This window comes from Rosistilla ulvae (assembly GCF_007741475.1).
GTDB classification, from domain to species: domain Bacteria; phylum Planctomycetota; class Planctomycetia; order Pirellulales; family Pirellulaceae; genus Rosistilla; species Rosistilla ulvae.
In genome coordinates, this window is record NZ_CP036261.1 from 1,075,558 (window position 1) to 1,089,384 (window position 13,827).

At 58.6% G+C, this 13,827-nt stretch carries 9 protein-coding genes; 1 reads left to right on the forward strand and 8 read right to left on the reverse strand.

The genetic code is table 11. The features are described from left to right. Positions 1 to 9: 9 nt before the first annotated feature. The 8 genes from moaA to EC9_RS03960 all read right to left on the reverse strand — a co-directional run bounded on the left by moaA (position 10) and on the right by EC9_RS03960 (position 12,551). Positions 10 to 1,104 (reverse strand): GTP 3',8-cyclase MoaA, encoded by a 1,095-nt coding sequence (gene moaA / locus EC9_RS03925; protein ID WP_145342546.1) that lies wholly within the window; start codon positions 1,102 to 1,104, stop codon positions 10 to 12. Between the two features lie 426 nt (positions 1,105 to 1,530). Further along, on the reverse strand, positions 1,531 to 2,925 hold the full coding sequence (locus EC9_RS03930) for a DUF1501 domain-containing protein (protein WP_145342548.1): 1,395 nt from the start codon (positions 2,923 to 2,925) through the stop codon (positions 1,531 to 1,533). Between the two features lie 17 nt (positions 2,926 to 2,942). Continuing rightward, positions 2,943 to 6,053: a PSD1 and planctomycete cytochrome C domain-containing protein gene (locus EC9_RS03935; protein WP_246105945.1), complete on the reverse strand. Its 3,111-nt coding sequence runs from the start codon at positions 6,051 to 6,053 to the stop codon at positions 2,943 to 2,945. A 373-nt stretch (positions 6,054 to 6,426) separates the two neighbouring features. Continuing rightward, the gene (locus EC9_RS03940) at positions 6,427 to 7,968 is read right to left on the reverse strand and encodes an outer membrane protein assembly factor BamB family protein (protein WP_246105946.1); all 1,542 of its coding nucleotides are present in this window, start codon (positions 7,966 to 7,968) and stop codon (positions 6,427 to 6,429) included. Between the two features lie 514 nt (positions 7,969 to 8,482). Beyond that, on the reverse strand, positions 8,483 to 9,262 hold the full coding sequence (truA, locus tag EC9_RS03945) for a tRNA pseudouridine(38-40) synthase TruA (RefSeq protein WP_246105947.1): 780 nt from the start codon (positions 9,260 to 9,262) through the stop codon (positions 8,483 to 8,485). 28 nt (positions 9,263 to 9,290) lie between these two features. Further along, on the reverse strand, positions 9,291 to 10,307 hold the full coding sequence (locus tag EC9_RS03950) for an aspartate-semialdehyde dehydrogenase (protein ID WP_145342552.1): 1,017 nt from the start codon (positions 10,305 to 10,307) through the stop codon (positions 9,291 to 9,293). A gap of 58 nt (positions 10,308 to 10,365) precedes the next feature. Beyond that, positions 10,366 to 11,529, reverse strand: coding sequence for a formylglycine-generating enzyme family protein (locus EC9_RS03955; RefSeq protein ID WP_246105948.1), 1,164 nt, complete (start codon positions 11,527 to 11,529; stop codon positions 10,366 to 10,368). A gap of 182 nt (positions 11,530 to 11,711) precedes the next feature. Next, positions 11,712 to 12,551 carry a carbon-nitrogen hydrolase family protein gene (locus tag EC9_RS03960; protein WP_145342556.1) on the reverse strand — a complete coding sequence of 280 codons (840 nt, stop codon included), beginning with the start codon at positions 12,549 to 12,551 and terminating at the stop codon, positions 11,712 to 11,714. A 167-nt stretch (positions 12,552 to 12,718) separates the two neighbouring features. Here EC9_RS03960 and EC9_RS03965 point away from each other — a divergent pair, with 167 nt between their 5' ends. Beyond that, the gene (locus EC9_RS03965) at positions 12,719 to 13,795 is read left to right on the forward strand and encodes a TAXI family TRAP transporter solute-binding subunit (RefSeq protein ID WP_145342557.1); all 1,077 of its coding nucleotides are present in this window, start codon (positions 12,719 to 12,721) and stop codon (positions 13,793 to 13,795) included. The last annotated feature ends 32 nt before the right edge of the window (positions 13,796 to 13,827 follow it).

Here is a 13,827-nt window from a genome sequence, read left to right on the forward strand (position 1 = left end):
CGCCGCTGGCTATCCGCCGATCTGATACATCGCCCGCTGTGGCTGCTCAAACCCCGGACGTGAGATCAGATGGCCGGCCTCCTTGGCAGCGACGCTTTCGGTGATCAGGTTGATCAGATCGGCGTCGCTTGCTGCCGACCGCAACAAAGGGCGGAGGTCCCAGTTGCGATCCGAGAACAAGCAGTTCCGCAGGCCTCCTTCAGCCGTTAACCGCAGCCGATCGCAGGCATTACAAAATGGCCTGGAGACCGGATTGATAAAGCCGACGCGGCCGCTGCCATCGGCGAACTTGTAGTCGATCGCAGGTTGAGCGGGATCGTCGCGACCGGTTTCCCGCAGCGGCCCCATCTCCGCTTCAATGCGTTTGCGAATCGCTTCGCCGCTCAACACGTCACCATCCTGCCAGGCGCGATCGGCATCCAACGGCATGTATTCGATAAATCGAAGCGTCAGCTGTCGTCGCCGGGCAAAGTCGGCAAGCGGCATGATTTCCGTTTCGGTCAGCCCACGAATCGCCAATGCGTTCAAGCGAATCTGTTCGAACCCAAGATCGATCGCATGATCGATCCCCGCGATCACGCGATCGACTCCACTGCGTCGACTGATCCGTTGGAACGTCGCTTCGTTTAACGTATCGAGACTTATATTCAAACGCTGCAGCCCGGCAGCCTTCAGCGAAGTAGCAAACTTAGGCAGCAGAATCCCATTGGTCGTCAGGGCGATCTCATCGACTCCCGAGACCGCCGCGATTCGGGCAATCAGCGCGTCGAGGTTCGGTCGCAGTAGCGGTTCGCCGCCGGTCAGCCGAATTTTAGAAACGCCAGCGGAAGCCAAGAGCCCCACGACGCGAACGATCTCATCGAACGAGAGCAGATCAACTCGGGGCAGAAAGTTGTCGACATGCTCGGGCATGCAATAGAAGCAGCGGATATTGCAGCGATCGATCACGCTGATCCGCAACGAACGATGGACGCGGCCAAACCGATCGATCAAACGATCGGCAGCGTCGCGCGGCACAGAGGGAGCGGAGTCAGCGAAGGAGGTCAAAGCGTTCTTGTAATCCAGATAAAAGGAGCCCGGCAGCCGAACAGACAGCACATACATCAGCCTCCCATATTAGCTGATTCCCGCGCGACCAACCCACCCCTCAGACAACCGCGCGAGAGAACGCCCGCACCAACCAAACACCCGAGCACGATTTTTCAGTTTAACCGCGTGGCATCGCCCCGCGTTTTTGAGGGCCGCGCGGCCCGATGGGCTCGCGGTTAAACGAAATACCGTTCAACGAAGGGGTAGTGGACGAGGTTACGAGTCGTTTTGCATCAGCCCAAATCGCTGGGCTCGTAACCTCGTCCACTACATCCCGTCGCTAATTCTTTCGACGGTCCGAGGCTCCTTCGTTGAACGGCATTGCGGTTAAACGAAACAATACCACACAACCTGTTTAGCCCCGGCTCAGTAGTGCTTGAACCGGGGCTAACGCCCAAATGGCTAATCCACAAAGCTCACATGCGATTAAAGCAGGCACGGCTACGTGAGGATCTCGTGGACCACGCGGCCGTGTACGTCGGTCAGGCGGTAGTCGCGACCGGCGTGGCGATACGTCAGTCGCTCGTGGTCAAGTCCTAACAAGTGCAACATCGTGGCGTGCAGGTCGTGCGTGTGAACGGCGTCTTCGGCGGTTCGAATGCCGTATTCATCCGAATGCCCGTGAACGATGCCTCCCTTCACGCCACCTCCCGCCATCCAGGATGAGAAGCACAGATTGTGGTGTTCGCGTCCCGCATGGTTTGCGTTCTGGTGGAAGGGAGTGCGACCGAATTCGGTCGTCCAAACGACAAGCGTCGATTCCAACATGCCTCGTTGCTTGAGGTCGGTCAGCAGGCCGGCAATCGGTTTGTCGATCGCTTTGGCAAGCCGTTGGTGATCGCCCATGTTGCCGTGCGAGTCCCAGTTGCTGTTGGACCCGACGTCGATCAGTTCCAGAAACCGTACACCTCGCTCGGCGAGCCGGCGAGCGACAAGGCATTGCCAGCCGAAACCTGCAGTCGCGTCACGCTCTGTTCCATAGAGTTCCAGCGTCGCCTGGGTCTCATCGGAAAGGTCAAACGCCTCGGGGGCTTCGCGTTGCATGCCAAACGCCGTCTCGAACGAACGGATGCGAGCGTCGAGCGCTTGATCGGCGGCCCGCTGCTGAAGATGCGTTTGATTCAGATTACGGCGGAGGGCAAGTTCCATCTGCTGCAGTGCGTCATCGGTATCCTGCGGCCGGATATTGGGCAGCGGCTCGCTGCCAGGGATTACGTGAGTTCCCTGATGACAGGCGGGCAGAAAATCGCTGGCCCATGTTTGCGCACCGGCATACGGCGCGGCGGGGGCGAGCACCATAAACGATGGCAGGTTCTGATTCACGGTACCTAGGCCGTAACTGACCCAGGAACCTGCGCTCGGTCGAGCGAATTGTGCCGACCCGGTGTGGGCCGCAAGAGTCGCTTTGTCATGACCGTCGCTTTCGCAGTGCATCGCGTTGAGCACACAAACGTCATCGATGACCGAACCGAGATGCGGGAACAGGTCGCTGACCCACGTTCCACTTTCGCCATATTGCTTAAATGCGTAACGCGGCTTGATCAAGAACCGTTTGAAATCGCCCGATTTGTTCAGCCACCGCGAGGCGGTGATCGATTTCCCATGATCCGCGATCAACTGTGGCCGATGGTTGAAAGAGTCGACGTGCGAGGTGCCGCCAGTCGAATAAAGGAAGATCACCCGCTCGGCTTTGGCAGCGTGGTGACCGCTGCGCGGTGCCAGTGGATCGTCCGACGCGGCTTGAAGATCGCCGCACAGACCGGCCAGCGCGGTGGCTGCAAAGCCGCCCGACGCACGGCTCAGGAACTCGCGACGCGTTGTGGGGAATCGATTCATTGCTTCAAGACCATTTACTAATCGACATAGAGAAACGCATTGCTCGTCAACAGAACACGCGCGAGCGCGGACCATGCCGCAAGCTGATTGTCGCTGTCTGCATCGGCGTCTTTGCCCGCGAGCTTTTGCTGATAGGCGACTACAAACGCGACGGCATCGTCGACGATGGCTTGTTCTGGAATTCGGCCATGCGCCGTTTCAAATGCCCACAAAGCCCTATCGCGATCGTCCGACGAAACCGCCGTGATTCGCTGTGCAAAGCCTTTTGCCTGCTGATGCACAAAGGGGGAATTCATGAGGAACAGTGCCTGTGTCGGCGTCGTTGTCGGTTGGCGCAGGGCAACGCTCTGGTTCGGATCGGCGGCATCAAACAGAGCCAGGAAAGGATGGCGTCGGTTCCGCTGCACCATCAAATAGACGCTGCGATGATTCGAATCGTAGACGGCGTGAAACGGCCTGTGGATGGTGAAGGCCCAAGTATTCACCGGTGGAAACGGATGCGATTGCGGAACGTTTCGGTCCAGCTTGCCGCTGGCGGCCAGCATCGCGTCGCGGACCGATTCGGCATCCAGCGACCGCCGTGCGTAACGCCAGTGCCAGCGATTGCCCGGGTCCGCTGCGAGGCTCGCATCGTCATCGACGCTCGCCAACTGATACGTCCGCGACTTCATGATCAATCGATGCAGCGACTTCACCGACCAGCCCGACGCGATGAACTCCGATGCCAGCCAGTCGAGCAATTCCGGATGCGTCGGTGGCTCGCCGCGCGATCCGAAGTCACTGGGCGTCGCTACGATCCCTTGACCGAAATGCCACTGCCAGACACGATTCACGAAGACGCGGGCCGTCAACGGGTTCGTGGGCCGAGTGATCCAGTTCGCTAGGTCGAGCCGCCCGCTGCCGGTTCCGTCGGCAACCTCGTCGGCCCCCAGCAGTTCCAAGTTTCGACGCGGGATTTCGTCCCCCAGACGATGCGGCTCTCCTCGCAACTGCAACCGCGTGTTAACCGGCGAGCCTTCGGAAACTGCGTACGCCACGGGGTAACCAACCTCAGTCGAAATCGACAATCGGCGAGCCGCCAGCGTCTTGAGTTCCGCATCAACCTTCGCCAACTGTTCTTGCGAAGCCTTGTCCACAATCGCGGGGGCGACGGGGCCCGTTCCCGGGGCGGCGAATGCCGTTTCCTGAAGTCCGAGGTTGTCGAGATCTCGGGCACATGCACTTCCCTTAACGTGCCCGTGGCCATCACAGATGAAGCAATTGAGGATCCCGTCCCAGTTTGGTCCTGTCGCTTTGTTATCGAATTCGGCTAGGTCATCCGGCGTGCCAACGATTCCGGAGAAGGTCTTTGTGTCGGGGTCGATCGTTAGTCGCAGCGTGTACCAGGTCCCCGGCGTGAGCTTTCGAATCGTCTCCCACTTCGAGCCGTTGCGGATCGCAAATTCCGTCGATGTTGCGCTGCAGTCGACGGCCAGCGACTGGGCAACACCGCGACCGAGGAAGAATCGAAACGCCCCTTTTTCTTGCGACGATTCAACGGGCCGGAAATCGATGGTGAAGTGCAGCTGCTTTCCAGGCGTCGCCCGCAAGCCGCTTTCAAAAACGTAACGCAAACCATCCGACACCTTACCGCTTCCAAGACGCACACCCAACGTCCCTTTGGGATGAATATGTTCGAAGGGACTTTGCGCATCCGCGGTCAGTTCGATCGGTCCCGCACCGGCCCAGGGTTTGCCAAGGGACTTACCAAGCTTCTGGGCCTCGAAACCAAGGTCGACGCCACCGGCTCTGACGTTCGGATCGAACTCCGCTCTCTTGCCTTTCAATACGGCGATTTCACTGTCCAGTTGAGCCAGCGTTTCCGCTTTCGCCATTTCCCGTCTCGCGACTTCATCGGGAAGAACGAGCGCCGGAAAGTGAGCGGGGCGTTTCTGCGATTCGCCGCCAGGAAATGCCCACTTCGTGCTTTCCATAATTCCGTAAAGGGCATAATAATCCGCGGCGGATATGGGGTCGTACTTGTGATCGTGGCAGCGAGCGCAACCCACCGAGAGCCCCAGGAGAGAACGGCCCAGCGAATCGATCACATCGGCGAAGTCGAGATACTGATAGTCGGGCGACGCCTTGTATCCGTAACGTTTACCGATCGCGAGAAATCCCGTTGCGATCACGCGACTGGCGTATTCATCCGCCGGACCATGATGTGCGAGGATGTCGCCAGCGACCTGTTCGCGGATGAATTCATCAAACGGTTTGTCATGGTTAAAAGCATCGATTACCCAATCGCGATACTTGCCCGCCTCGCGGACTGGATAGTCGGCTCCATCCCCCGCGGTATCGGCATACCGAGCCACGTCGAGCCAGTGGCGTCCCCAACGCTCCCCATACGCCGGCGATTCAAGCAGTCGGTTTACAAGCGTATCGAACGCATCGGGAGATTCATCGCGCACGAAAGCGTCGATCTCGCTTGGTGTCGGTGGCAGTCCAGTTAGATCAAACGTCGCGCGGCGGATCAGGGTCCGGCGATCGGTGTCGGGCACGGGGGATAACCCGTTTTCTTTCATGCGAGCAAAGACAAACGCATCGATCTCAGTTCGCGACCAGTTGTCCGCCTTGTCTTGCGGTGGCTCGGGATTTGTCAGTGGCTGAAACGACCAGAACTTGCGAGCCGACTGCAGGTCCATTTTCACTGTCGCTTGCGAAACGGATTCACGTCGCGGATCAAACGCGCCCCGTTTTATCCACGCTTCGAGAACCGCGATCTCCTCCGCTGTCAGCTTTTTGGTGGGAGGCATTTCCAGATCGGGATCAGTGCATCGCACCGCCTGAATCAGCAGGCTGTCATCAGGCTGCCCCGCAACGATCGCTGCCCCGCGATCACCGCCTCGCATCCAGCCGTCGCGTGAATCGAGCCGCAGTCCGCCTTCCTCTTTTTTCGTCCCGTGGCACTCGATGCAATGCTGGACCAGCAGCGGCCGGACGTGTGTTTCGAAGAAGTCCTCGTCGCTCTCTGCGCGACTCACCGACGCGACGCCCAACAAGCAGGTCGTCAACGCAGCGATCCCCCATTGCCGCATGGCGAGACGCTGCCGAGCCTGCTCGATCACTTTGGTGAATGCACAGATCATGTTTGTTCTTCAGCAGTGTTTGGATCGCGAGTTCGATCGACTCGACACGCTGCCTGTGCCAAGCAGACCCGATTGCCTAGCACGCATCGACGGGCAACTAGCTTGCTTATGCAGAACCTGCCAGTTTGGATGCTCCCAAACAACCAGTGGGTAGGCAAATGGTACCCGTGCTGGATCGGTGTTTCAAGCAAATACGTTGGCGGGTGCCGATCGCCTGACTGAACTGCTCATCAAACGCTGCGCCACCAACGGCACGACGAATCGCGTCGCCGCGCGGCAGCGATGTCTTGCTAGTTGGCGTCAGTTCGCTGCAAAACGGGGCCGGGGAGGTTGTATCAACAAGCCATCGATGGAGCCTCAAGCTCGGCGGGAACTAAGGCTTCGCAATGCAATAGACCGCGTCTCCGGTGCGCAGAATTAACTGACCGTCGGCAATCGCGGGCGTGGTCATGCAAAGTTCGGTGCTGTCGAGTTCATTGGTCTGCAAGAGTTTGAATTCAGGGCCGGCGGCAATGGCCAGCGTTTTGCCAAACTCATTCAGACAGAAGATCTTTCCCTGATAAGCCCACGGCGATGATGTAAATGATCTGCCGCCGGGAATCCGTTTCTTTTCGTAGATCACTTCACCCGTGAGCGCATCATAAGAAGCCATCAGGCCCCGATCGTGCAGAACATACAACTGGTCGCCGTAGACGATGGTCGATGGGTTGTACGGCGCCGCCTTGGGCTGACACCACGCAATAAACTCATTGGACGTTGCCTCGCCACGAAGAGAAATATCGCCCGATGCGCCTGGACGAATCGCAAAGATGGGCCGCATGTCGTCATTGACGTAACCCGACGACACATACAGTAGCCCATGCGCCGCGTATGGCATCGCGATTGTGATACTCGAACATCCACTCAGCTCGTAAAGCAACTTGCCGTCCAAGTCATACGATCGAATCCGGCCGGTTCCAGGCGTGATGATCTCAGTCCGCAATTCGTTCCTCCAGATGAAAGGTGTGGACCAGTTGCTCTTTTCGTCGCGTTCGACTCGCCACACTTGCTCTCCCGTCTTTGCGTCGATCGCTGCCAAGTACGACGCATCTTCATTATCGCTTATCAGATACAGGCGTCCTTCGTGCAGCACGGGAGAAGCGGCGGTACCCCAATCGTAGCGAGTTTTGCACGGTGGCAGTTTCTTCTGCCAAACCAAATCACCGTCGACGCTCAGGCAGTACAGCCCAACATCGCCAAATAACACGTAGAGGTGTTCGCCATCACTGACTGGCGTTTCCGATGCGTAACTGTTCTTGATATGACGCGACGTTGCGGGTTTTCCCTGGTGAAGCGTTTTCTCCCATAATGGCTTTCCGGATTTCCGATCCAAACAGATCGCCTTCCATGCATGCGGCACGTCAGCTGGCTTCTCGCGATTACCGCCGAAGTAGAGCCCCGGTTTCGCATCCTCCGGCTTACCTGTGTTTCGAGTCACTGTGGTCAAAAACAGACGCTCACCAACCACGATTGGCGATGACCAACCGCGACCGGCAATCGGCGTTTTCCAAACGACATTTTCGCTTTCGCTCCATCGATCCGGTAGCTCCATCGCTTCGGAGACGCCTCGCGATTCGGGGCCACGAAACTGCGGCCAGTCCTCGGCCGACAGACGCGTGGAACCGCAAAGGATCAGAGCCGCCATCGAGAGGAAAAAAAGATCGAGCCTGGTTTGGCGGAACATAGAGTCATACCTTGGGTGGACTGAGAACGTGGTTGGGTGCGCCATGATATTCCAGCGGGTGCAGGGCTGCCAACTTGGGCTGTCCCCAAATCCTATTATTACAAGGTCACCAACGACCGGTACGCCCCTCTGCATGAACCTGGATAATAACGAGGCTTTATGGTGATCACCAAGTGCAAACAAATTCGACAACCGACGCTGCTGATTGTACTGGCGACAATCTGACAGCACCAACCGCGTGCGCAGCCGAAAGTTTTCATTCTTGCCGGGCAGTCGAACATGCAGGGGCATGCAAAGGTAAGCAGGTTCGACGCCATACGGCTGAACCCGGCGACAGCACCGCTACTGCAACAGTTGCGCAACCCGGACCGATCGCCGCGGGGCTGCGAAAAGGCCTGGATCATATCGATCGATCAATCGCCGGGAAGTCTATCACTGCCCGGCGGTATGCGTATCATCGAAAGCAGGCACTGCGTGCTGGAAATCCAAAGAAGGGGCGACACAAAACGATTGCGAATTGGAGCGGTAAGTAAGGGGGGCACCCAACGGATACTAGCCGTACGTCCACCGCGCGAATACAGACCCGATCGACGAGTTGTTTTCCAAGGTGGTTCCGTGAGCTTGCCCTTCGAACCTGTGTGGGCTGAACTTGTTGCGACATGTGTTTTCGAATCGATGCAGTGACGGCCTGTCGACTTCAATGCGTCTACGTTCGCGTTGCCAAGGGTTGGACGTCGTAGTCGACTCGCAGCAGGAACAGGGCGTGCGACGGGGCGGTGGGGCCGGCTTGGTTGCGGTCGCGGCCGGCGATCAGTTCCTCGATCCAGGCGGGCGGATGTTTGCCGCGGCCGACTTCCACAAGGCTGCCGACGATGTTCCGGACCATGTTGTAGAGGAACCCGTTTGCTTCGACTTCGACGATCAATTGCCCCTGCCCTGCCCTCCCCTGCCCTGTTGTCAGCGCCAGGTCGTGGATCGTGCGGACCGTCGTTTTTCGCTCGCTGCCGGTCGCTTGGAAGCAGGCGAAATCTTGGGTGCCGACGATCAAAGCGGCTGCTTGCCGCATCGCTTCGACGTCCAGTTGGACGTGGTGGTGCCAGAAGTAGCGGAAGTCGAAGGCATCGCGGACGCCACCGATCTGCATTTGATAACGGTAGCGTTTGCCGACAGCATCGCGCAAGGCGTGGAAGTCGACCGGCATCTCTTCGCAGCGATAGACGGTGATGTCGTCGGGGATCTTCGTGTTGATCGCGCGACCCAACGCGGCGTCGCTGGATCGCCAGGCGTCGGTGGTGAGACTTGCGACTTGAGCGATCGCGTGGACGCCCGAATCGGTCCGTCCGCTGCCGGTGATCGAGACGCGCTCACCGGTCAATTCGGCGAACGCGCGTTGCAGTTCGCCTTGGATTGTCGGCAGGTCCGCTTGGACCTGCCAGCCTGCGTAGCGGAAGCCATCGTAGCCGATGGTCAAACGAAAAGTTCTCAACACGTCAGGCCTGGCTTCCGCAAAATGATCAGGCGACCGAAGCCATCTTCTTGGCCAACAGTTCGGCGATCTGAACGGCGTTGGTCGCGGCTCCCTTGCGGAGATTGTCGCTGACGCACCAGAACGCGATCCCGTTGGGGCTGCTGAGGTCCTTGCGAACACGGCCGACAAAAACGTCGTCCTTGCCAGCGCTGTCGACAGGCATCGGGTATTGTCGTCCGGCCAGATCGTCGATCAAAGTCACGCCGTCGGCATTGGCGAACAGCTCGCGGGCTTGTTCGACGGTCAGCGGTTTTTCGGTCTCGACCAGGATCGATTCGCTGTGGCCGATCGCAACCGGAACGCGAACGCAGGTCGGGCAGACGTCGATCGAATCGTCGCCGAAGATCTTGCGGGTCTCGTAGACCATCTTCATCTCTTCGGAGGTGTAACCCTCGTGCTTTTCCGATCCGATCTGAGGGATCAGGTTAAAAGCGATCGGGTATTGGAACGTCTTGGCTGCGGGAGCGGAGCCGTCGAGAGAGCCGCGGGTCGAGTGCAGCAGTTCCGCTTCGCCCGCCAATCCAGCACCGCTGGTCGCTTGGTAGGTGCTGACGACGACGCGCTTGATGCGTGCCGCGTTGTGCAGCGGAGCCAAGGCGACGACCATCTGCGTGGTCGAGCAGTTGGGGCTAGCGATGATTCCTTGGTGGTTGTCGATCGCCGACGCGTTGACTTCGGGAATGATCAACGGCACCTTGGGGTCCATCCGCCAATATCCGCTCTCGTCGACCACGATCGCGCCACGCTCGACAGCCCACGGCGCGAACTCGGCCGATACTTCGTCGGGCGTGCTGGCGATCACGACGTCGACGCCGTCGAACGCGCTCGGTTCCATCAATTCAACGGTAATCTGTTGATCGCCAAATGTGACGACTTGGCCGGCCGATCGCGCCGATGCCAACAATCGCAAGCGTCCGTGTGGCAGCTTGCGTTGCAAAATTTGGTCTAGCACGATCCGACCCACGGCGCCGGTCGCGCCGACGACGGCCAAGGTATCAATCACTTTTGCGTCTCACTTTTTCCAGATTGTTGAGTTCTTAATCTATCGGTTCTCGGACGATCTATTCGCGAACCGCTTTGGCTGCTTCGGCCAAATCGGGGTCGGCCAGTCCCAGCACGCCGCGGCCTTCTTCGATACGAGACATCACGTCGAATTCGATGTCTTCGGAATCGATCTCCCAGAACTTGTTCATCGCTTCGTCGGACAGCGGTTTCCACGATCGGAACAAACGCATGCCGACGCCGCGCGATGGATCGCTGGTGAACCACCATGGGCTCAGCGGAATGTTCGGGTCATCCATTTTCCAATCTTCGTCGACGCTGTATAGACGGGAAGCACAGCGGACGTCTTCGGGCTCCATCTCCCAGCTGCCGCCGCGGACCACGCGTGGGTCGGCGGTTTCGATCGACTTGATCGCTTCGGACGCCTTCACGGTTTTGCCTTCAAAAACCTTGTAGCCGTCTTCCAGGTAGGCGTCGATCGTCCATTCGGCCACGTTGCCCAGCATGTCGTTGAGGCCAAAAGCGTTCGGCTTTTTCAGTCCAACCTTCGACGGGCCATCGGGAGAATTGTCGGCGTACCAAGCGTATTGGTCGATCTCGTCAGCCGATTCGCCCCAGCTGTAAGCGGTGGTGCTGCCGGCGCGAGCCGCCCATTCCCATTCCGCTTCGGTCGGAATGCGGTACTGGGTGTCGGTCATCTTCGACAGCCACTTGGTGAATTGCTTGGCTGCGAATTGGGTCATCGTGACAGCCGGCAGGTCGTCGTCGTCGCCAAATTCAAACGTGTAGCTGGGTTCGTACAGTTCGGTCGGCGTGGTGACCGCGTCGACTTTGTTTTCTGGAGTGACCTTCCGCATGTCGCGGAAAACAAACTCCTTGAATGTCTTGTACATTCCCATGAACTCTTTGTATTCCATCCAGCGGACCTCGGTCTTGCAGACCCACATCGGATCGACATTGACCATGATCTGCGGGCTTTCGTCCTCTTTGTGCCCTGCTTCGCTGGCTGGGCTGCCCATTTTGTAGCTCCCCGCAGGGACCGGGATCATTTCGAAGCTGATCTCGGTGCCGGGGATCGTCTCGGTGTAAGGGACCATAAAGCCCCCTTCGACTGCGACAAACGGCCCCTTGTCGGGCTGGGTTGTCGAGAAGCCTTTGATTTTTGCACTGTCATCGGCTGCGATGGCGACGCAGCTTGTCAACGCAAACAAGCACAGGGACAAAGATCGAGCGTACAGGTTCATATGTAAGTCGTTTCTGCGGGACGAAGATTCGTGAAGCACGGAGTTGCTTTGCATTGTAGTCAAAGGGGGGCAATTTGGCGATTGTTACCAGCTCAATTCCGGCTCCTCGCCACTCGCCGCGACCACAAAAAATGCGTGTTCTGCACAGAGTGACCGCTCGGCTACTTCTTTTCGCCGATGATGGTGTACCGTTCGGGTTGTCGGTCGGCGAATCGGTCGATCACATGTTTCCCGGGAGTCCGGACGATCTGCTTGTTCCGAGCGATCGAAAGGTCGATGTCCGCGGTCAGGATCAATTCTTTGTCGCTGTCGGTTTCGGCGACCATCACGCCGTCGGGACCCGCGATCGAACTCATCCCACAGAACTCGAACGTCCGCTCGGTCCCCACGCGATTGGCGGCGATGAAGTAGAGGTGGTTCTCCATGCTGCGAGCCGGGGGCACGATCTCGGCGGTCCGCCGCGCGGCGACGGGCCAGTTGGTCGACAGCGCGATCACGTCGGCGCCGTGCAGTCCCAGGACTCGCGCGGTCTCGGGGAACGAACTGTCGTAACAAATGGCCATTCCGACACGGATCTCTCCCGCCGATTGGATGCTGAACTCGCGATCGCCCGGATCGAGGAACCGATCGACGCCAACGCCCGGCAGGTGAATCTTGCGGTAACTGCCGACGACACCGCTGCGGTTGATCATGGCTTGCGAATTGAAAAGCTTATCGCCTTCGATTTCCAGGAATCCGATGATCACGTGCAGGTCGGAATCGCCACAGGCGGCGGCAAACGAATCGAACAGCGGGTCGTCGATCGACAGGCCCAGCGGCAAGGCTTCTTCGCGACTTTCGAAGCAGTAGCCGGTCAGTGCACACTCGGGGAAGACGGCCAGATCGACTCCATCGGCTTTGACCGTCGCGATCTTGGCGAGGATCTGTTGGGCGTTGTGGTCGATGTCGGCAAACGCGACATCCATCTGAACCGCTGCGACGCGTTTTGTTTGTTGGTTCATCGTAAGTTGGACCTGTTTGAAAGTTTGGTGACCCGCCCGATTCGGGCCGGCGGGCCCCGCTTCTAGCCTCGCCCAAGGGGGCGTGTTAATATACAGGAGATTCAAATGAATTCCCGCCCCAACTGGGATTTCTCCATCCCTCGAACACTCTTGAAGGTCGATTCCCGATGGCTCTAATGCTCCAAATTTCGCAACATCGTGCGCTTGTCGCTTCGCTGGTTTTGTCCGCCCTGCTGCTGGGCTGTAAGAAGAGCGACAGCACCGGCGATGGCGGTGCCACCGGTGGACGTCAGTTCTTGAGCATGGGTACCGCTCCGGTCGGCGGTGCCTTTCCCGTCGTCGGCGGCGCGATCGCTGAGGTCTTAAACGAACACAAGGGGACCGTCGATTGGAAGGTCCAAGCCAAAGGGACCAAGGGCTCGCAAGAAAACATCCGCCGTCTGCAGCAAGAGGAATTGGAGCTAGCGCTTTCCAACGCTGCGATTTCCTATTTCGCCGCGCGTGGCGAAGCGGGCTGGGACAAGGTCTACGACATTCGTGCGATCGCGACGCTGGCACCCAACGTGGCTCTGTTCATCGCGCGAGCCGATTCGGGGATCCAATCGATCGCCGATCTCAAAGGCAAACGCGTGATCACCGGGCCTGCCGGTGCCGGATTCCAACAGTTTGTCGAACCGATCCTGGCCGAACATGGTGTCGCTTGGGATGAGATCACTTCGCTGAATGCGACGCAAAGTGGAGCTGTCGATCAATTGGGCGACGGCGCCGCCGACGCTGCTTTCTTGGGCGGAGCGGTTCCAACCGGATCGATCACTCAAGCTGCCAGCACGTTCGACGTGACTTACATTCCGTTCGACGAATCGGTTCGTCAAAAGCTGATCGAGAAGTACGCTTTCTTCCACCCCGCGACGATTCCCGGCGGGACCTACAAAGGACTCGACGACGATTTCTTGGGACTGAACGTCGGTTCGATGCACTTGATCACCGCGGCATCGCAGAGCGACGAATTGATCTATGAAGTCACCAAATCGATCTGGGAAAACCGTGCGGAGATCGCAGGAAAACACCCTGCGGGCAAAGCGATCAACGAGAAGAACGTCGCTCGTAACACCGGGATCGAATATCACCCCGGTGCCATCAAGTTCTACGAAGAGGTAGGCGTGTTGGAAGCGGCGGAGAAGCCAGCCGCTGAAGAAGCGCCCGCAGCAGACGCGCCAGCCGAAGCCGCCGCAGCGGCTGAGTAATCGGCGAGGTCAGATGTTCTCGTAGTGGATCT

Bases quoted from the DNA above. Each gene is read 5' to 3' on its own strand.
- moaA (WP_145342546.1), bottom strand. From the start codon at position 1,104: ATGTATGTGCTGTCTGTTCGGCTGCCGGGCTCCTTTTATCTGGATTAC.
- EC9_RS03930 (WP_145342548.1), bottom strand. From the start codon at position 2,925: ATGAATCGATTCCCCACAACGCGTCGCGAGTTCCTGAGCCGTGCGTCG.
- EC9_RS03935 (WP_246105945.1), bottom strand. From the start codon at position 6,053: ATGATCTGTGCATTCACCAAAGTGATCGAGCAGGCTCGGCAGCGTCTC.
- EC9_RS03960 (WP_145342556.1), bottom strand. From the start codon at position 12,551: ATGAACCAACAAACAAAACGCGTCGCAGCGGTTCAGATGGATGTCGCG.
- EC9_RS03965 (WP_145342557.1), top strand. From the start codon at position 12,719: ATGGCTCTAATGCTCCAAATTTCGCAACATCGTGCGCTTGTCGCTTCG.